Origin of the sequence: Streptomyces sp. ICC1 (assembly GCF_003287935.1) — a bacterium.
Classification (GTDB): Bacteria; Actinomycetota; Actinomycetes; order Streptomycetales; family Streptomycetaceae; genus Streptomyces; species Streptomyces tritrimontium.
On sequence record NZ_CP030287.1, the window covers coordinates 6,215,287 to 6,233,566 of the forward strand.

The following is an 18,280-nucleotide window of genomic DNA, read 5'->3' on the forward strand; positions in this document are numbered from 1 at the left end:
TCCGTGTTGGAGCAGGAAAGGGGCGATGGCGCAGACGGCCGGGAAGGCCGTCGTGAGGGCCGCCGTGCGGGCAGTCGTGAAGGCCGGCGCGGGGGCGCCGGCCGGGAAGGCCGTCGCGGGGAAGACCGCGCCGGCCGTCAGGAGCTGCCGCCCCAGAGTCCCGAGGAGCAGGCGCGGGCGATCTGTCTTCGCCTGCTCACCGGGATGCCGCGCGCCCGGCGGCAGCTCGCGGACGCGCTGGCCAAGCGGGACATCCCCGAAGAGGTGGCGGAGCAGGTCCTCTCCCGGTTCGAGGAAGTGGGCCTGATCGACGACGCCGCGTTCGCCGGGGCCTGGGTCGAGTCCAGGCACCGGGGCCGGGGTCTGGCCCGCCGGGCGCTCGCCCAGGAGCTGCGCACCAAGGGGGTGGACGCCGTCCTCGTACAGGACGCCCTGGAACAGCTGGACTCCGACCAGGAGGAGGAGACCGCCCGGGAGCTCGTGGAGCGCAAGCTCCGCTCCACCCGGGGCCTGGAGCGGGACAAGCGGCTCCGGCGACTCGCCGGGATGCTCGCCCGCAAGGGGTACCCGGAGGGCATGGCCCTGCGGGTGGTCCGCCGCGCCCTGGAGGCGGAGGGCGCCGAGGACTCCGACGCCGACGACCTGGGGTACCCCGGGGGCTGAGCCCGCTCCGGGAGGGGCCGGCCCCCGGGGCCGGGACGGGTCGGGACGTGCTGGGCCGGGACGTGCCGGGGTCAGGACGTGCCGGGGTCAGGACGTGCGGTCACCGGGAGGCCTGCCGCGCGCCAGGCCTGGAAGCCGCCCGTGAGGTCCGTCGCGCGGGAGAGGGACAGCGCGTGGAGGGAAGCCGCCGCCAGGGTGGAGGCGTAGCCCTCGTTGCAGATGACGATGACCCGGATGCCGTGGTCCGTGGCCTGCGGCAGGCGGTGCGAGCCTTCCGGGTCCAGGCGCCACTCCAGCTCGTTGCGCTCGATCACCAGCGCGCCCGGGATCAGCCCGTCCCGCTCGCGCAGGGCCTGGTACCTGATGTCGACCAGCAGGGCCCCGGCCAGGTGCTCCTCGTGCGCCTGGGCCGGCTCCACCCGCGTGTAGGTGGTGCGCAGCCGGTCCACGAGGGCGTCGATGCCGGTCACTGCCAGTCCGCCGGGCGCTCGACCTGCTCCAGCGTGAGCACCGGGCCGGTGCGGCTGTAGCGGCGGATCAGGGGGAGCGGCGGGTGGTAGGCGTGGACCGAGATCGCGTGCTCGGTCCCGGACTCGTTCAGCACCTCGTGCACGTGGTGCTCGCCGAAGGCCCGCCCGGTGCCCGGCCCCAGCGCGCGCGTGCGGTCCACGTCCGGAGCCAGGGAGAGGGAGTGCCAGCCCTCCGCGGGCAGCCGCACCGTCAGGGAGTTCTCCGTGAGGCGGCCCCGCGCGGTGGTGAACGCGCCCCGGGACTCGGCGTGGTCGTGCCAGCCGGTGCCGGTGCCCGGCGGCCAGCCGATCAGCCAGGCCTCGCTGCCGCCCGGGCCGTCGAGCCGGATCCAGGTCCGGCCCTCGGGGTCCAGGGGGAGGGAGGCGAGCCGGCCGGGGGACGGGACCGCGGGGGTGCCGGAGACCAGCTGGAGGAAGAAGGACTCGACGCCGAGGGTGTGGGCCGGCCGGGCGAGGACCAGCCCGACGGCGCCGGACCGTTCGCCGGAGAGGGCGCGGGCCGCACTGTTGGGCTGCCAGCCGAGCTCTTCGGCGACCTTGCGGACACGGGCGCGGGTGCCCTCGGGGACTCCCGGCCGGTCGTTGAGCGCGAAGGAGACCGCGCTCTCCGACACCCCCGCCTGGCGGGCGATGTCCTTGATGGCCAGATGTGTAGAGCAGACAGCCCCCGCCGCCCCCGCCGTCACCGCCGCCGAGCCGGAGCAGCGGCCCGGGTCCGGGCGGGGCCTGAAGGTCCGCACCTACACCGGCATGGCCGCCGCGGCCGTCACCACCGTGCTCGCCGTCGTCGTCGCGGGCCAGGTGGCCTCCGAAGGGGACGGCGGCAAGACCGCGGCGCGCGCCTCCGACGACGCCAACAGCCATTCCGTCCAGGGCAATTCGGCCGCCTCGCGCTCCGACGGCCGCCCGACTCCCGAGCCCTCCGCGGCCGTGCGGGCCGCGCCGGCCGCGCCGGAGCTCTCGTACGAGCAGAAGATGGCGCAGCGACTCCCGATCGACGAGAAGCTGAAGGGCCCGGGCACCTTCGACACCGTGCCGGGCCTCGCCCCCGCGCCCGGCAAGGGCAAGGTGGTCCGCTACCGCGTCGACGTGGAACAGGGGCTCGGACTGGACCCGCAGCTGTTCGCCGAGGCCGTCCACCGCACCCTGAACGACGACCGCAGCTGGGGCCACGGCGGTACGAAGACCTTCGAGCGGGTGCCGGGCGGCGAGGCCGACTTCGTCATCACGCTGGCCAGTCCGGGGACCACCGGCGTCTGGTGCCGCAAGTCGGGGCTGGACACCACCGTCGACAACGTCTCCTGCGATTCCGCGTCCACCGACCGCGTGATGATCAACGCGTACCGCTGGGCGCAGGGCTCGGCGACGTACGGCGCGGACGAGATGTTCGCCTACCGCCAGATGCTGATCAACCACGAGGTCGGCCACCGGCTCGGACACGGGCACGTGAGCTGCCAGACACCGGGCGCGCTCGCGCCGATCATGCAGCAGCAGACGAAGTCCCTGGACGTCAACGGAATCCAGTGCAAGGCCAACCCCTGGGTGTTTCCCGGCAGTTGACGAACCGCGTTGACAAGCTGTCCGATGGTCGGTAATTGTTCTCCGCATGTCGCACCATCACACCATCGCCGCGAGCGCCGCCATTGAGCTGGCGCTGCTTGGTGTGACCGCGCACAGCGTGGCCGACATCCTCTGTCGCTGACGCCTCCCTGAGCGCGCGCGACTTCCCTTTTCTTCGTCGCTTCGCCGCGCCCGGGGGCACTTCCGCCCGCAGGCGCGGCATCTTCCGTTGAGCCGTCGGCACACCGCCGGCCGCACCGACGTCGACCGTTGCCCTCGCGTGGCCCCTTCCCCGTCCCGTTCCACGCCGAGAGGTCCTCCCCGCCATGCCCCGTCAGTCCCAGATATCGCGCCGCGCAGCCGCAGCCGCCGCCGTCAGCCTCGTACTGGCCGGAGGCGTCGTGGCCTGCGGGCCCAAGGACGGCGCGGACAAGGCCGCGGACAAGCCGGGCGCCTCGGGCGCCGCCGGCGCCCCGCAGAAGGGCGGCACGCTCACCGTCCTCAACAACGAGCCGCAGAGCGACTTCGACCCCGCCCGGCTCTACACCTCCGGCGGCGGCAACGTCCCCTCGCTCGTCTTCCGCACGCTGACCACCCGCAACCGCGAGGCCGGCCCGGCCGGCGCCAAGGTGGTGCCCGACCTGGCCACCGACCTCGGCAAGCCCAACGCCGATGCGACGGAGTGGACGTACACGCTCAAGGACGGGCTGAAGTACGAGGACGGCTCGCCGATCACCACCGCGGACATCAAGTACGGCATCGAGCGCTCCTTCGCCGCCGAGCTGTCGGGCGGCGCCCCGTACCTGCGCGACTGGCTGGTCGGCGGGGAGGCGTACGAGGGCCCGTACAAGGACGGCGGCAAGGGCCTCGACTCGATCGTCGTGCCCGACGCGAAGACGATCACCTTCAAGCTCCGCAAGCCCGAAGGGGAGTTCCCCTTCCTCGCCACGCAGACGCAGTTCGCGCCCGTGCCCAAGGCCAAGGACACCGGGGTCAAGTACGAGGAGCACCCCGTCTCCTCCGGCCCGTACAAGGTCGTCAAGAACGAGAACGACGGCGAACACCTCACCCTCGAGCGCAACGAGAACTGGGACGAGAAGACCGACGAGGAGCGCAAGGCCTACCCGGACAAGATCGACGTCCGCTCCGGGCTCGACGCGGCGGTCATCAACCAGCGGCTGTCCACCAGCTCCGGCGCGGACGCGGCCGCCGTCACCACCGACACCAACCTGGGTCCGGCCGAACTCGCCCAGGTCGGGGACAACAAGGAGCTGGCGGCGCGGGTCGGCACGGGCCACTTCGGCTACGTCAACTACCTGGCCTTCAACCCGAAGACCGCCCCCTTCGACAACCCGAAGGTCCGCCAGGCCATCTCCTACGCGATCAACCGCACCAGCGTGATCAACGCGGCCGGCGGCTCCGCCCTCGCCGAGCCGGCCACCACCTTCCTGCCCGAGCAGGAGGCCTTCGGCTTCACCGCGTACGACCACTTCCCGGCGGGCAAGACCGGCGACCCGGCCAAGGCCAAGGAACTGCTGGCCGAGGCGGGCTTCAAGGACGGGCTGAGCATCACCCTCACCCACTCCACCGCGCAGAACCGCCAGACGAGCCCCGAGGTCGCCACCGCCGTGCAGCAGGCGCTCGCCGCAGCCGGGATCACCGTCAAGCTGGAGGGGCTGGAGAACAACGCCTTCAACGAGAAGCGCTGGGACGTCAAGAACACCCCCGGCTTCTTCCTCTCCCGCTGGGGCGCCGACTGGCCGTCCGGCGCGCCCTTCCTCGCGCCGATCTACGACGGCCGGCAGATCGTGACCAACGGCACCAACTACAACCACGCGCAGCTCGACGACCCGGCGGTGAACGCCGAGATCGACGAGATCGCCAAGCTGACCGACCTCGCGGCGGCCGGCAAGCGCTGGGGCGCCCTCGACAAGAAGATCGGCGAGCAGGCGCTCGACGTGCCGCTCTTCCACCCGGTCTACAAGCGGCTCGTCGGCAAGGACGTCAAGAACGTCGTCATCAGCGACTGGACCGGCGTCCTCGACATCTCGCAGGTCTCGGTCAAATGACGCTCCTCGCCCACCCGCCGGCGTCCGGGCCCGGGGCCACCGCCCCGGGCCCGGGCGCCGGACGGCAGGTCTGGCGGCGGCTGCGCGCACGGCCCTCGGCCGTGGCGGCCGCCGCCGTCCTGCTGGTCCTCGTCCTCCTCGCCCTCGCCGCGCCGCTGCTCGCGCACCTCGCCGGCCAGGACCCGAACGCCTACCACGACGAGCTCGTGGACTCCGCGCGCGGCGGCGTCCCGACCGGCTCCTTCGGCGGGATCTCCGGCGACCACTGGCTCGGCGTCGAACCGGGCACCGGCCGCGACCTGTTCACCCGGCTGCTCTACGGCGCGCGGATCTCGCTGCTCGTCGCGCTCGGCGCGACCGTCGTCCAGCTCTGCGTCGGCATCGCCGCCGGACTGGCCGCCGCCCTCGGCAACCGCTTCGTGGGCCAGCTGCTCGGACGCTTCACCGACGTGATGATCGCCCTTCCCATGCTGGTGCTCGGCGTCGCGCTCACCGCCGTCGTCCCGCCCGGGTTCCCGCGCCCGCTGCTGCTGATCCTCGTCATCGGCCTGCTCGGCTGGGGCGGCACCGCCCGGATGGTGCGGGCCCAGACCCTGGCCCTGCGCGGCCTCGACTTCGTCGACGCCGCCCGCCTGTCCGGCAGCGGCACCTGGCGGATCGCCCGCCGCGAGCTGCTGCCCTCGCTCGCCGCCCCCGTCATCACCCTCGCCGCGATCAACCTGCCGGGCAACATGGTGACCGAGGCCTCGCTGTCCTTCCTCGGCGTCGGCGTGAAGCCGCCCACCCCCTCCTGGGGGCAGATGCTCTCCAGCGCGCAGACCTGGTTCCGCGCCGACCCCGCCTACGTCCTGCTGCCCGCCGGGCTGCTGTTCGTCACCGTGCTCGCCTTCACCGTCCTCGGCGACGGCGTCCGCACGGCCCTCGACCCGCGCGAGGGCTCGCGCCTGCGGGTCGGCACCCGGAAGGAGCGCAGCGCGTGACCCTCTTCGCGCTCAAACGGCTCGGCGGGGCACTGCTCGTCCTGCTCGCCCTGTCCATCGCCGTCTACGCCCTCTTCTACGTCGCCCCCGGCGACCCCGCCCGCGTCGCGTGCGGGGAGCGGTGCAGCCCGGCACAGATCGCCCAGGTGCGCGAGCAGCTCGGGCTGAACGACTCGGTGGCCGTCCAGTACCTGCACTTCCTCCAGGGGCTGCTGGTCGGCCGCGACTACTCCGGCGGCGCCGGGCTGGTGCTGCACTGCGACGCGCCCTGCCTCGGGTTCTCGTACCAGAACGACCGCGAGGTCACCGAGCTGATCATCGAGCGGCTCCCCGCCACCCTGTCGCTGGCGCTCGGCGCGCTGGTGATCTGGCTCGTCATCGGCGTCGGCACCGGACTGCTGTCCGCGCTGCGCCGGGGCGGGTTCACCGAGCGGGCACTGACCGTGCTCACCCTCGCCGCCACCGGGACCCCCGTCTTCATCCTCGGGCTGCTGCTGCTCATGGCCGTCTGCGCCTACCTCCAGTGGCTGCCCTTCCCGACGTACGTGCCGTTCGGCGAGGACCCGGAGCAGTGGGCCTGGAACCTGCTGCTGCCCTGGGTCACGCTCGGCTTCTTCGAAAGCGCCAAGTACGCCCGCATCACCCGCAGTTCCACGCTCGAAACGCTCGCCGAGGACCACATCCGCACCTTCCGCGCCTACGGAGTGGGGGAGCGGGCGATCGTGACCCGGCACGCGGTGCGCGGCGCCGTGGCCCCGGTGATCGCGCTCAGCGCGGTGGACTTCGGCACGATGATCGGCGGCGCCGTGCTGACCGAGTCGCTGTTCGGCATCCCCGGACTCGGCAAGACCCTGATCGACGGGGTGCGGGTGGTGGACCTGCCCGTCGTGGTGGGCGTCGTCCTCACCATCGGCACGGCCGTCGTGGTCGCGGGCGCCGTCGCCGACCTGCTGTACGCCGTCGCGGACCGAAGGGTGGCCCTGGCATGACGACCGACTCGCTGGTGGAAGTGAGCGGCCTCGTGGTCGATTTCCCGGTGGGCGCGCCGGGGGAGTTCGTCCGGGCCGTCGACGGGATCTCCTTCACCCTGGAGCAGGGGCGGGCCCTGGGCCTCGTGGGGGAGTCCGGCAGCGGCAAGTCCACCGTCGCGGCGGCCCTGTTGGGGCTCCAGCAGGGCACCGGGGCCCGGCTCGGCGGCTCCGTCCGGGTCGGCGGCACCGAAGTCGGCTCCGCCTCCCCGGCCGAGCTGCGCGCCCTGCGCGGCGCCGTGGCCGCCATGGTCTTCCAGGACCCGCTGAGCTCCCTCGACCCGTACTACGCCATCGGCGACCAGATCGCCGAGGTGTACCGCATCCACGCCGACGTCTCGCGGCGCGCCGCCCGGGCCCGGGCCGTGGAGGTGCTGGACCGGGTGGGCATCCCCGACGCCGTACGCCGCTCCCGGGCGCGCCCGCACGAGTTCAGCGGCGGCATGCGCCAACGGGCGCTGATCGCCATGGCGTTGGCGTGCGAGCCGCGGCTGCTGATCGCGGACGAGCCGACCACCGCGCTGGACGTCACCGTCCAGGCGCAGATCCTCGACCTGCTCCACGGGCTGCGCGAGGAGCGCGGCCTCGGCCTGCTCCTGGTCACCCACGACGTGGGCGTGGCGGCGGAGAGCGTGGACGAGCTGCTGGTCATGCGGGACGGCTCCGCGGTGGAGCGGGGGCCGGTCGGTTCGGTCCTCTCGGCGCCCGCCGACCCGTACACCAGGGCCCTGTTGGCGGCGGTGCCGAGGCTGGACGTGCCGCGCCCGGCCCGGCCGGGGGCGGAACCGGGCCCCGGGGCCGCCGCGGAGGCACCCGTGGACGAAGCGCCCGTCGTCGAAGCGTTCTCGCTGCGCAAGGAGTTCGGGCGGGGCAAGCGGCGGGTGGCCGCCGTCGACGGGGTTTCGCTCGCCGTGCGGGCCGGGGAGACGCTCGGGATCGTGGGGGAGAGCGGCAGCGGCAAGAGCACGCTCGGGCGGATGCTCGTCGGACTGCTGGAACCGGGCTCCGGGCAGGTGCGCCACGCGGGCCGGGAGGTGGCGGGCGTGGCCGCGGGCGTGCAGATGGTCTTCCAGGACCCGGTGTCCTCGCTCAACCCGCGCCGCTCCATCGGCGAGTCCATCGCCGATCCGCTGCGCGCGGCCGGAGAGCGCGAGGAGTCCGTGATCCGGGCCCGGGTCGGCGAACTGCTGGTCCGCGTCGGGCTGGAGGAGGCGCACTACGACCGCTACCCGCACGAGTTCAGCGGCGGCCAGCGCCAGCGCGTCGGCATCGCCCGGGCGCTGGCGCCCCGGCCCCGGCTGATCGTCTGCGACGAGCCCGTCTCCGCCCTCGACGTGACCACGCAGGCGCAGGTCACCGCCCTGCTGGCCGAGCTCCAGCGGGAGCTGGGCATCGCGCTGGTCTTCATCGCGCACGACCTCGCGGTGGTCCGGCAGGTCAGCGACCGGGTGGCGGTCATGCGGGGCGGGGCGATCGTGGAGGAGGGCCCGGTCGACGAGGTGTACGACCGGCCGGCGCACGCCTACACCCGTCAACTCCTGGCGGCCGTACCGGCCCTGGACCCGGCGCTGGCGGCCGAGCGCCGACTGCGCCGCCGCGGCCTCGCCGCACCCCGTCCGGACAAGGTGCCGGCACGCTCCTAGTCCTTCTTAGCGTGCTCGAACGCGAACCGTACGGGAAAGTTACGACTCTTCACCCCTTCCGGTGGCGCGACGGACAACCGTCCGTCGCGCCTTCGGCATATCCGCTTGAGTTCGTATCCGGCGGGTCGCCGGACCGACGGAGACCGCCTGCGACGGGAGATCGGGGGTGCCACTCGTGCGGATCGGACTGCTTACGGAAGGTGGTTATCCGTATGCGACGGGAGAAGCCAGGCTGTGGTGCGACCGGCTCGTGCGCGGCCTCCCGCAGCACGAGTTCGAGCTCTACGCGCTGAGCCGCAGCGCCGAACAGGAGGAGCGCGGCCGGGTTCCGCTTCCCGCCCACGTCACCCGGGTCAGCACCGCCCCCCTGTGGGCGCCGGCCGACGACGGGCGCAGCTACGGGCGCCGCGAGCGCCGCCGCTTCGCCGGCGCCTTCACCGAACTGGTCCGGGGCATCTGCCGGGCCGACGCCGTGCGGTTCGCCGACGGACTGTACGCATTGGCCGAACTCGCCTGGGACCAGGGCGGTCTGTGCGCCGCACTGCGCTCCGAGACGGCCGTGCGCGCGGCGGAGTCCGCTTGCCGGGCCCCCGGCGCGAACCGGGCCGTGCAGCGGGCCCAGGTCGCCGACCTGCTGGAGTTCGTGGACGAGCTCGAGCGGCAGCTGCGGCCGCTGTCCCTGGACTGGTACGAGGGCCTGCGCGAGGTCGATGTCTGCCACGCGGCGGCCGGCGGGGTGGCGTCGCTGCCCGGACTGCTGGCCAAACGCTTCTTCGGAACCCCGCTGCTCGTCACCGAGTACGGCGTCCAGCTCCGGGCCCACTACCTGGAGAGCTCCTCGCAGGAAGAGCGGCCGGCCGTACGGGCCCTGCTTGCCGCCTTCCACACCCGGCTGGCCGGCGAGATCTACGCCCGTGCCGACCTGCTCACCCCCGGCAATGCCCACGCCCGGCGCTGGCAGGAGCGGTGCGGGGCCTCGCGCGAGCGGCTGCGCACCGTCTACCCCGGGATGGAGGCGGACCGATTCGCCGCCGTCGGCGAGGACCCGGCCTCCGGGGACCCCGACACGCTCGTGTGGGTGGGCCGCATAGAGCCCGCCAAGGACCTGATCGCCCTGCTGCACGCCTTCGCCGAGGTGCGCAAGGCCGCGCCGCGCACCCGGCTGCGGATCTTCTCGACGGCCGTCGCCGCGGGGGCGGCGGCCGTCCAGTACCTCGCCGACTGCCGCTCGCTCGCCGCACAGCTCTTCCCGGACGAGGCGGCCGACGCCCACGCCGTCGGCGAGAGCCCGGTCACCTTCGAGGAGGTCGGCGGGCCCGAGGCGCCCACCCCGGCCGACGCGTACGGCGCCGGGCGGGTGGTGGTGCTCTCCTCCGTCATCGAGGGCTTCCCCATCGCCCTGGCCGAGGCGATGTTCTGCGGCCGGGCCACCGTGTCCACGGACGTCGGCGCCGTCTGCGAGGTGATCGGCGGGACCGGGCTCGTGGTGCCGCCGCGCAATCCGCGCGCGCTCGCCGAGGCCTGCGTCGCCCTGCTGCACGACCCCGAGCGGGCCCAGCGGCTCGGGGCCGCCGCCAGGGCCAGGGCCCTGGAGCTCTTCACGGTCGAGCAGAACGTCACCGCCTTCCACGAGTCCTACCTCTGGCTGCTCGCCCGCGGCCCGGCCCGGCCCGAAGGGGCCGGCTCCGGGGTGCCCTTCGAGCAGCCGCCCGAGGCGCGGGTCCCCGGGCACTGGGCGACCCCGACGTGGGCCGCGGCTCCCGCCGGGGCCGCGGGCGCCGGCCGGGCCGCGGCCGAGGTCCCGGCGCAGGTCCGGAACCCGGACTCGGATGCGGACCTGGTCCCGGACGCGGATCCGGCCCCGGTCGCCGGTGCGGTCGGCCCGGACCCCGGCGCGTCCGCCGCGGAGCCCGGCCGGGCGTCCGGCACGGCGCGCGTCGCCGTGCCCGTCACGAGCGCGGAGGCGCTGGCATGACCATCCCCCTGGACGAAGCCGTACCCGCCGGGCCCGCGCCCCGCCGCAGGCCCGCCGGAGACCCCGTCAAGGCGCTGCTCCACCGCCACCGCGACCTGTGCGAGCGCGCCGTGGACCCGCTGGAGATCGCCGCCGGGCTGGAGGCGCACGGCATCACCGACCGCACCGCCGCCCGGTTCCGGCACCGCGACGTCTTCTCCCTCGCCGAGGAGCTCTACGCCCGGACCCCCCGCGCGCAGACCGCGCCCGCCCCGCACGCCGGGATCCCCGTCGGCCCCGAGGCGGTACGGGGCTTCGGCTACGCCCTGCTGCCCGGCGCCCTCGCCCTCGGCGCGGCCGCCGCCGGGGTGCCCTGGGCCGGGGCCGTCGCGGTGCTCGCCACGGTGGCCGCCCTCGGGCGGCCGGGCCGGGCCGCCGGCAGCCGCTTCCCGGTCGCGGTGTACCTGCTCGCCGCGGCCGCCCTCGGCTGGGCCGTCCACCGGCACGGGACCCCGCTCGGCCTCGCCCTGGCCGCAGCCGTCGCCCCCGCGCACCTGGCCGGCGCCGTCTTCGCGGCCCGAGCCCGGCGCCGCCTCGCCGGGAGCCGGGCCCTGGACGACTTCGCCGACGGGCTGAGGCCGCTGCTCTTCGGCACGCTCGCGCTGTTCGCCGCCGCCGCCGCGGGGGCGGCCGCGCTGGCCGGGGCCGCGCCGGCGGTGGCCGTACCGCTCGCGGTGCTGCTGTTCCTGATCCGGCTGCTCCTCGGCCACGGCGCCCCGCGCGGCGCGCTCGCCGCCGCCCTGGCCCTCGGCCTCGCCCTGCTCCCGATTCCGGCCGCGCCGTTCGCCGCCGCCGCGGGACTCCTCGTACCCGCCGTCCTCGCACTGTCGCGGGCCTCCGCGCACGCGCGCCCCTGAGCGGCCCGAGCCCATCGGAAGCCGACACCGAAGTACCCCGTACCCCCGTACCGACCCATCCAGCAAGGAGACACAGGACATGACCGGCCAGCCAACCAACCAAGGGGCCACGCGATGAGGGTGCTGCTGATCGGAGCCAACGGATACCTCGGGCGCTACGTCGCGGACCGCCTGCTCGCCGACCCCGCGGTCCAGCTCACCGCGCTCGGCCGCGGCGACGACGCGGACGTCCGCTTCGACCTCGCCACCGGCAGTCCCGGCGCCCTCACCCGGTTCCTCGACGCCGTCCACCCCGGCGTCGTCATCAACTGCGCGGGCGCCACCCGCGGCGGCGCCCGGGAGCTCACCCGGCACAACACCGTCGCCGTCGCCACCATCTGCGAGTCGCTGCGCCGCAGCGGCTGCGGCGCCCGGCTCGTCCAGCTCGGCTGTGCGGCCGAGTACGGGCCCAGCCAGCCCGGGTCGTCCACGGCCGAGGACGCCGTGCCCAGACCTGGAGGGCCGTACGGAGTGAGCAAGCTGGCCGCCACCGAACTGGTGCTGGGCTCCGGGCTCGACGCCGTCGTCCTGCGGGTGTTCTCGCCCGTCGGCCCCGGCACCCCGGCCGGGTCCCCGCTGGGCCGGCTCGCCGAGGCCATGCGGCGCGCGATGCAGTCCGGGGACGGCGAGCTCAAGCTCAGCGGCCTCGGCGTGCAGCGCGACTTCGTCGACGTGCGCGACGTGGCGCGGGCGGTGCACGCGGCCTCGCTGTCGGCGGCCCAGGGCGTCGTCAACATCGGCACCGGGCGCGCGGTCCGGCTGCGCGACGCCGCCGCCGTGCTGGCGCGGGTCGCCGGCTACGGGGGCTCGCTGCACGAGCTGGACCTGCCGCAGCACGCCCAGCACCCGCAGGGGCACGGGCACCCCGGCCGGCCGCAGGGGCTCGCCGCCATCGGCTCCCCGCGCTCCGAGGCCACGGCCGAGCAACTGGCCGCGGCGGCGCAGCCCCCGTACCCCTACCCGGACGGCTGCGGGGCCTGGCAGCAGGCGGATGTCCGCACCGCCCGCGACCGGCTCGGCTGGCGGCCCCGGATCAACCTGGAGGAGTCCCTCGCGGACATCTGGATGGAGGCCGCGTGCCGCATCTGACGACGCCGGCGGCCGAGCCGGCCACCGGGACGGGCAAGGTCGGCCTCGGCGTCCCCGGCTACGCGCACCCGCTGCTGGCCCCGGTCGAGTGGGCCGAGCTGACCCGGCCGGGGACACCGCTGCACTGGGCCGTCCTCAACGTCGCGGACGGGCCGGGCGGCCGGCCCGACCCGCACTGCACGGAGGCCGCCGCGAAGCTGCGCGGCGCGGGCGGCGTGGTCCTCGGCCATCTCGCGATGCGAGACGGGGAGCGCTCCTTCGGGGAGCTCGTCTCCGACGCCCACCGCTTCCGGGACTGGTACGGGGTCGGCGGCTTCTACCTCGCCGACGCCCCGGCCGGACCGGCGGAACTGGCCGCCGTCCGGCGGGTCACCGACACCCTGCGGGGCATCGGCGGGGACCCGCGGATCGTCCTCGGACAGGGCACCCACCCGTGCGAGGGCTATGTGGAGACCGCCGACCAACTGGTCACCTTCTCCGGGACCTGGGCCGACTACCGCTGGTCGCAGGTGGCGGAGTGGACGGCGGACCATCCGCCGGAGCGGTTCTGCCACCTCGTGCACGGGGTGCCGCGCACGCACCTGGAGGAGGCGGTCCGGATCGCCCGCTGGCAGGGCGCGGGGACCATCTGGTTCACCGACCGCAGAGGGGCGGCCGACCGGGACCCCTGGGCGTCGATGCCCGGGTACTGGGACGAAATCGTCTCGCGGATCGGACCGGGTGTCTCGGAATGAAGGAGGGCGTGGCAGTGTTACGGGAAGAACCACCGTTAAGACTTAATCATCTACGGAGTCCCCGTGTCGCTGCCACCCCTGGTAGAGCCAGCTGCTGAGCTCACCGTTGACGAGGTCCGTCGGTACTCCCGCCACCTGATCATCCCCGACGTGGGGATGGACGGCCAGAAGCGCCTGAAGAACGCCAAGGTGCTGGCCGTGGGCGCGGGCGGCCTCGGCTCGCCCGCCCTCATGTACCTGGCCGCGGCCGGCGTCGGCACGCTGGGCATCGTGGAGTTCGACGAGGTCGACGAGTCGAACCTCCAGCGCCAGATCATCCACAGCCAGGCGGACATCGGCCGTTCCAAGGCCCAGTCGGCCCGCGACAGCGTGCTGGGCATCAACCCGTACGTGAACGTGGTCCTTCACGAAGAGCGGCTCGAAGCCGAGAACGTGATGGAGATCTTCAGCCAGTACGACCTCATCGTCGACGGCACGGACAACTTCGCCACGCGCTACCTCGTCAACGACGCCTGCGTGCTGCTGAACAAGCCGTACGTGTGGGGCTCGATCTACCGCTTCGACGGCCAGGCCTCGGTCTTCTGGTCCGAGCACGGCCCGTGCTACCGCTGCCTCTACCCGGAGCCGCCCCCGCCGGGCATGGTCCCGAGCTGCGCCGAGGGCGGCGTGCTGGGCGTGCTCTGCGCGTCCATCGGGTCCATCCAGGTCACCGAGGCCATCAAGGTGCTCACGGGCGTCGGCGAGTCGCTGGTCGGCCGGCTGATGATCTACGACGCCCTGGAGATGCAGTACCGCCAGGTCAAGGTCCGCAAGGACCCCGACTGCGCGGTCTGCGGTCCGAACGCGACCGTCACCGAGCTCATCGACTACGAGGCCTTCTGCGGCGTCGTGTCGGAGGAGGCCCAGGAGGCCGCGCTCGGCTCGACGATCACTCCCAAGCAGCTCAAGGAGTGGATCGACAACGACGAGCCGATCGAGATCATCGACGTCCGCGAGATCAACGAGTACGAGATCGTCTCGATCCCCGGCGCGAAGCTGATCCCCAAGGGTGAGTTCCTGATGGGCACGGCCCTCGCGGACCTGCCGCAGGACAAGCGCATCGTCTTGCACTGCAAGACGGGTGTCCGCAGTGCGGAGGTCCTCGCGGTCCTGAAGTCCGCGGGCTTCGCGGACGCGGTCCACGTCGGCGGCGGCGTCATCGGCTGGGTCCACCAGATCGAGCCCGAGAAGCCGGTCTACTAGGTCTACCGGGTCTACCGGGTCTACCGGCAGTCCCCGCAGGGGTCGTACCGCGCACCGCGCGCGTACGGCCCCTGCGGCGTTCCCGGGGTCAGACGGCGGAGGGGGAGGCGTTCGGCGCGGCGGTGCAGACCGTGCCGGACGCGGGCGCCTTCCCGTCCAGCAGGTAGGAGTTCACCGCCTGCTGCACGCACGGGTCGCCGCTGTTGTAGGCGCCGTGCCCCTCGCCCTTGTAGGTGAGCTCCACGCCGACGCCCGGGCCGAGCCGCTCCACCATCTTGCGCGCGCCCTCGTACGGGGTCGCGGGGTCACCGGTGTTGCCGATCACCAGGATCGGCGCCGAGCCCGGGGCGGAGACGTCCGGGGTGTTCCAGGCGCCCGCGACGGGCCAGTCGGTGCAGCTCATCATGGACCAGCCGAGGAAGTTGCCGAAGACGGGCGAGGCGGCGCGGAAGTCCGGCAGCTTCGCCTTCGTCTGCTCCAGGGTGTAGCGCTCCTTGGAGTCCGCGCAGTTGATGGCCGTGTTCGCGGCGCCGATGTTGCTGTAACGGCCCTGTTGGTCCCGCCCGTTGAGCGCGTCCGACAGGGCGAGGAGCAGCTGTCCCTGCCCGCCCTCGGCCTCGTCGAGCCCCTGCTCCAGCAGCGGCCACAGCTCCTTGGAGTACAGGGACTGGGCGATGCCGTTGGTGGCCGAGGTCTCGGTGAGCTGCCGGTCGCCGGAGCCGGCGATGGGCTTGGCCGCCAGGTCCTTCTGGAGCTTGATGATGTTCGCCTCGATCTCCTTGGCGGTGCTGCCCTGGAGCCGGCAGGCGTCGCCGCGGTTCACGCAGTCCTGGGCGAAGTTGCCGAGCGCGAGCTGGAAGCCCTTGGCCTGGCCGAGACCCCCCTCCTCGGAGGTCTTGGTCGGGTCGACGACGGCGTCGAAGACGGCCCGCCCGACGTTCTTGGGGAAGAGGTGGGCGTAGACCCCGCCGAGCTCGGTGCCGTAGGAGATGCCGAAGTAGTGGAGCTTCTCGTCGCCGAGGGCCTGGCGGATCCGGTCCAGGTCGCGGGCGGCGTTCTCCGTTCCGACGTGGGGCAGCACCTTGCCGGAGTTCTTCTCGCAGGCCTTCTGGTACGTGTCGATGGTGGCGAGGAAGTCCTTCTCCTGCGCCGGGGTGGCGGGGGTGGAGTCGGAGGCGTAGTACGCGTCCAGCTGCTTGTCGTCCTCGCACTTCACGGGCGCGCTGCGGCCGACCCCGCGCGGATCGAAGCTGACCAGGTCGTACCGGTCGCGCAGGGCCGCGTACTCGGTCGCGGCGCCGGGCAGGGTGGTGATGCCGGAGCCGCCGGGGCCGCCGAAGTTGAAGACGAGCGAGCCGATCCGCTTGTCCTTGTCACGGGCCTTGGCCCGGATGAGCGCGAGGGGGATCGTCTCGCCCTCGGGCTCGGCGTAGTCCAGGGGCACGTCGAGGACCGCGCACTGCCAGTCCTTGCCCGGCACCTGCCCGCCGCCCTCCGCCGCGGTGGGGGCCTCGCAGTCCCCCCACTTCAGCTTCTTGGCGCCCTGCGCGGCACCGTCCTTGCCCCTCTTCTCCTTGCCGCCGCCGTCGGAACAGGCGCTGGTGGCGAGCAGCGCGGCGGCGGTGACGGCGGCAGCGGCGACCCGGAGGGAGTTTGTGGGCATGTCCCCATCCTGTGGGCGGCCCGTCCGGCGCGCCCCCGCGCTGACCCATCCGGGTCAGCGGCCGCGGAGGCGGGCGGGGGCAAGGAGCCCTCGGCTGGGGAGCACGAGGAGTAAGCGTGAGTGGAGCCACGGGCGCCGGACCGGCCGAGACTGGAGCGAACGGTGCCCGTGGCGCCGCCGCGAGATCGTCGTCAGTGTCAGAGGTGTCTAGGATACGCCACCCATTCCGCAGGCCGCGGACGTGCCCCGGCCCCGGTTTCCAAGGGCGCGCGCCGCCCGCACCGAAGCTTTGCGCGAAAGGGGACATATCGGTCCACCATCCACCCCTCGCCTCCCGGTCAAATAGCGGAGCGCACCCGCACCGGGCCCCGTAAGCTCCCGTCATGCAGGTGATCCAGTCAACGAAACTCGCCAATGTCTGCTACGAGATCCGCGGCCCCGTGCTCGAAGAGGCGATGCGGCTCGAAGCAGCAGGTCATCGCATCCTCAAGCTCAACACCGGCAACCCCGCGGCCTTCGGCTTCGAGTGCCCGCCGGAGATCCTTGAGGACATGCTCCGCAACCTGGGCACGGCCCACGGCTACGGGGACGCGAAGGGGCTGCTGTCGGCGCGCCGCGCGGTGATGCAGCACTACCAGACCAAGGGCATCGACCTGGACGTCGAGGACATCTACATCGGCAACGGCGTCTCCGAGCTGATCCAGATGTCGATGCAGGCGCTGCTCGACGACGGCGACGAGGTGCTCGTCCCCGCGCCGGACTACCCGCTGTGGACCGCCTCCGTCAGCCTGGCCGGCGGCACCGCCGTGCACTACCGCTGCGACGAGCAGGCCGACTGGATGCCGGACCTCGCCGACATCGAGCGCAAGGTCACCGACCGCACCCGCGCGATCGTGATCATCAACCCGAACAACCCGACCGGCGCCGTCTACGACGACGAGATGCTGCGCGGTCTGACGGACATCGCGCGCCGCCACAACCTGATCGTGTGCTCGGACGAGATCTACGACCGGATCCTCTACGACGGCGCCACGCACACGAACACCGCCGCCATCGCCCCGGACCTGCTGACGCTCACCTTCAACGGGCTCTCCAAGAACTACCGCGTCGCCGGCTACCGCTCCGGCTGGATGGCGGTCTGCGGGCCCAAGAAGCACGCCTCGTCCTACATCGAGGGCCTGACGATCCTGGCGAACATGCGGCTGTGCGCCAACATGCCCTCCCAGCACGCCATCGCCACCGCGCTCGGCGGGCGGCAGTCGATCAACGACCTGGTCCTGCCCGGCGGGCGGATCCTGGAACAGCGCGACACGGCGTACGACCTGCTGACCCAGATCCCCGGCATCACCTGCGTGAAGCCCAAGGGCGCGCTGTACCTCTTCCCCAAGCTGGACCCGTCCGTCTACAAGATCAAGGACGACCGCCAGATGGTCCTCGACCTGCTGCGCGAGGAGAAGATCATGGTCGTGCACGGTACGGGCTTCAACTGGCCCGAGCCCGACCACTTCCGGATCGTGACCCTGCCGGGCGCGAAGGACCTGGCCGACGCGGTGACCCGGATCGGGAACTTCCTGGACGGCTACAGCCAGCCGTAGGGGGGCCAGGGGGTTGCGCCGGCCCACAGGATCAGGATTCAGCTCAACTTTAGAACGAATCCAATGTAGGATGGTCTCCTGACCACGCAGGAGGCCACCTCATGTACGAACCGATTCGCACCAAGTCGGTCGACCCCCGCATCGGCGGCCACCGCGCGGACTACCCCCGCAGCAGCCGCTCCGAAGCCCTGGACATCCAGCTCGCCGGCCACCTCGCCGCGCTGCTCACCGTGACGGACGACCTCGGTCTCGACGAGGCGGCCGCCCGCATCGCCGCCGAGGTGGCCCGCCTGCGCGGCGCACAGCCCACCCGCGCCCCGCAGCAGCCCGGCCACGACGCCGAGGCCGCCGCCGCGCTGCACCACCGCGCCCACGACCTCGCCGCCCGCGCCCTGCTCGTCGCCGCTTCCCGCGCCGACACCACGGTCGCGATCCTCGCCGCGGGGCGCATGGACGCGCACGCGGCCGCGCTCGACCTCGTCGGCGCCCCCTGACGGCCCCGGTCCGGGGCCGCGGAGGCTCCGGACCGGGTGCCCTTGTCCTGCGGGCCGCCCGGCCCGCAACCCGCCGGGTC

General features: G+C 73.5%; 16 protein-coding genes and 2 pseudogenes. 14 read left to right on the plus strand and 4 right to left on the minus strand.

Features of this window, described 5'->3' with window-relative positions:
* Positions 1 to 3: 3 nt before the first annotated feature.
* The gene (gene recX, locus DRB96_RS29245) at positions 4 to 663 is read left to right on the plus strand and encodes a recombination regulator RecX (RefSeq protein ID WP_239516360.1); all 660 of its coding nucleotides are present in this window, start codon (positions 4 to 6) and stop codon (positions 661 to 663) included.
* Between the two features lie 71 nt (positions 664 to 734).
* Here the strand turns inward: recX and DRB96_RS45090 are convergent, their stop codons facing one another.
* From DRB96_RS45090 to DRB96_RS46365, 3 genes and pseudogenes are all read right to left on the minus strand, one after another.
* Positions 735 to 1,139, minus strand: coding sequence for a rhodanese-like domain-containing protein (locus DRB96_RS45090; protein WP_112463894.1), 405 nt, complete (start codon positions 1,137 to 1,139; stop codon positions 735 to 737).
* On the minus strand, positions 1,130 to 1,600 hold the full coding sequence (locus DRB96_RS45095; protein ID WP_239517885.1) for a cysteine dioxygenase: 471 nt from the start codon (positions 1,598 to 1,600) through the stop codon (positions 1,130 to 1,132). The genes DRB96_RS45090 and DRB96_RS45095 overlap by 10 nt, the downstream gene beginning before the upstream one ends.
* Positions 1,601 to 1,759: 159 nt before the next feature.
* A pseudogene (locus tag DRB96_RS46365) lies at positions 1,760 to 1,933 on the minus strand (helix-turn-helix domain-containing protein); the annotation flags it as partial.
* Here DRB96_RS46365 and DRB96_RS29255 point away from each other — a divergent pair.
* The 11 genes and pseudogenes from DRB96_RS29255 to moeZ all read left to right on the plus strand — a co-directional run.
* Positions 1,914 to 2,753 (plus strand): annotated as a pseudogene (locus DRB96_RS29255) (DUF3152 domain-containing protein); the annotation flags it as partial. The pseudogenes DRB96_RS46365 and DRB96_RS29255 overlap by 20 nt on opposite strands.
* Before the next feature lie 46 nt (positions 2,754 to 2,799).
* Positions 2,800 to 2,895 carry an Ms4533A family Cys-rich leader peptide gene (locus DRB96_RS46370; RefSeq protein WP_343234612.1) on the plus strand — a complete coding sequence of 32 codons (96 nt, stop codon included), beginning with the start codon at positions 2,800 to 2,802 and terminating at the stop codon, positions 2,893 to 2,895.
* Positions 2,896 to 3,079: 184 nt separating this feature from the next.
* Positions 3,080 to 4,822, plus strand: a complete 1,743-nt coding sequence (locus tag DRB96_RS29260) for an ABC transporter substrate-binding protein (RefSeq protein WP_112451164.1) — start codon at positions 3,080 to 3,082, stop codon at positions 4,820 to 4,822.
* Positions 4,819 to 5,802, plus strand: a complete 984-nt coding sequence (locus tag DRB96_RS29265; RefSeq protein WP_112451165.1) for an ABC transporter permease — start codon at positions 4,819 to 4,821, stop codon at positions 5,800 to 5,802. Before DRB96_RS29260 ends, DRB96_RS29265 begins: the two co-directional genes overlap by 4 nt.
* Positions 5,799 to 6,791, plus strand: a complete 993-nt coding sequence (locus tag DRB96_RS29270) for an ABC transporter permease (protein ID WP_112451166.1) — start codon at positions 5,799 to 5,801, stop codon at positions 6,789 to 6,791. Before DRB96_RS29265 ends, DRB96_RS29270 begins: the two co-directional genes overlap by 4 nt.
* Positions 6,788 to 8,473, plus strand: coding sequence for an ABC transporter ATP-binding protein (locus tag DRB96_RS29275; RefSeq protein ID WP_112451167.1), 1,686 nt, complete (start codon positions 6,788 to 6,790; stop codon positions 8,471 to 8,473). Before DRB96_RS29270 ends, DRB96_RS29275 begins: the two co-directional genes overlap by 4 nt.
* Positions 8,474 to 8,648: 175 nt before the next feature.
* Complete coding sequence (locus DRB96_RS29280; protein WP_112451168.1) at positions 8,649 to 10,448, plus strand: DUF3492 domain-containing protein; 1,800 nt, start codon at positions 8,649 to 8,651, stop codon at positions 10,446 to 10,448.
* On the plus strand, positions 10,445 to 11,344 hold the full coding sequence (locus DRB96_RS29285) for a hypothetical protein (protein ID WP_112451169.1): 900 nt from the start codon (positions 10,445 to 10,447) through the stop codon (positions 11,342 to 11,344). The genes DRB96_RS29280 and DRB96_RS29285 overlap by 4 nt, the downstream gene beginning before the upstream one ends.
* Positions 11,345 to 11,458: 114 nt before the next feature.
* Positions 11,459 to 12,472 carry an NAD-dependent epimerase/dehydratase family protein gene (locus tag DRB96_RS29290; RefSeq protein WP_112451170.1) on the plus strand — a complete coding sequence of 338 codons (1,014 nt, stop codon included), beginning with the start codon at positions 11,459 to 11,461 and terminating at the stop codon, positions 12,470 to 12,472.
* Positions 12,460 to 13,206 carry a spherulation-specific family 4 protein gene (locus DRB96_RS29295; protein ID WP_112451171.1) on the plus strand — a complete coding sequence of 249 codons (747 nt, stop codon included), beginning with the start codon at positions 12,460 to 12,462 and terminating at the stop codon, positions 13,204 to 13,206. The genes DRB96_RS29290 and DRB96_RS29295 overlap by 13 nt, the downstream gene beginning before the upstream one ends.
* A gap of 63 nt (positions 13,207 to 13,269) precedes the next feature.
* Positions 13,270 to 14,448, plus strand: coding sequence for an adenylyltransferase/sulfurtransferase MoeZ (moeZ, locus tag DRB96_RS29300; RefSeq protein ID WP_112451172.1), 1,179 nt, complete (start codon positions 13,270 to 13,272; stop codon positions 14,446 to 14,448).
* An 88-nt stretch (positions 14,449 to 14,536) separates the two neighbouring features.
* Here moeZ and DRB96_RS29305 read toward each other — a convergent pair whose 3' ends face one another.
* On the minus strand, positions 14,537 to 16,111 hold the full coding sequence (locus tag DRB96_RS29305) for an alpha/beta hydrolase (protein WP_112451173.1): 1,575 nt from the start codon (positions 16,109 to 16,111) through the stop codon (positions 14,537 to 14,539).
* Between the two features lie 383 nt (positions 16,112 to 16,494).
* Between DRB96_RS29305 and DRB96_RS29310 the strand changes: the two genes are divergently transcribed.
* Both DRB96_RS29310 and DRB96_RS29315 read left to right on the plus strand, forming a co-directional pair.
* Positions 16,495 to 17,706, plus strand: a complete 1,212-nt coding sequence (locus DRB96_RS29310; protein ID WP_112451174.1) for a pyridoxal phosphate-dependent aminotransferase — start codon at positions 16,495 to 16,497, stop codon at positions 17,704 to 17,706.
* Between the two features lie 101 nt (positions 17,707 to 17,807).
* On the plus strand, positions 17,808 to 18,200 hold the full coding sequence (locus tag DRB96_RS29315; RefSeq protein ID WP_112451175.1) for a hypothetical protein: 393 nt from the start codon (positions 17,808 to 17,810) through the stop codon (positions 18,198 to 18,200).
* The last annotated feature ends 80 nt before the right edge of the window (positions 18,201 to 18,280 follow it).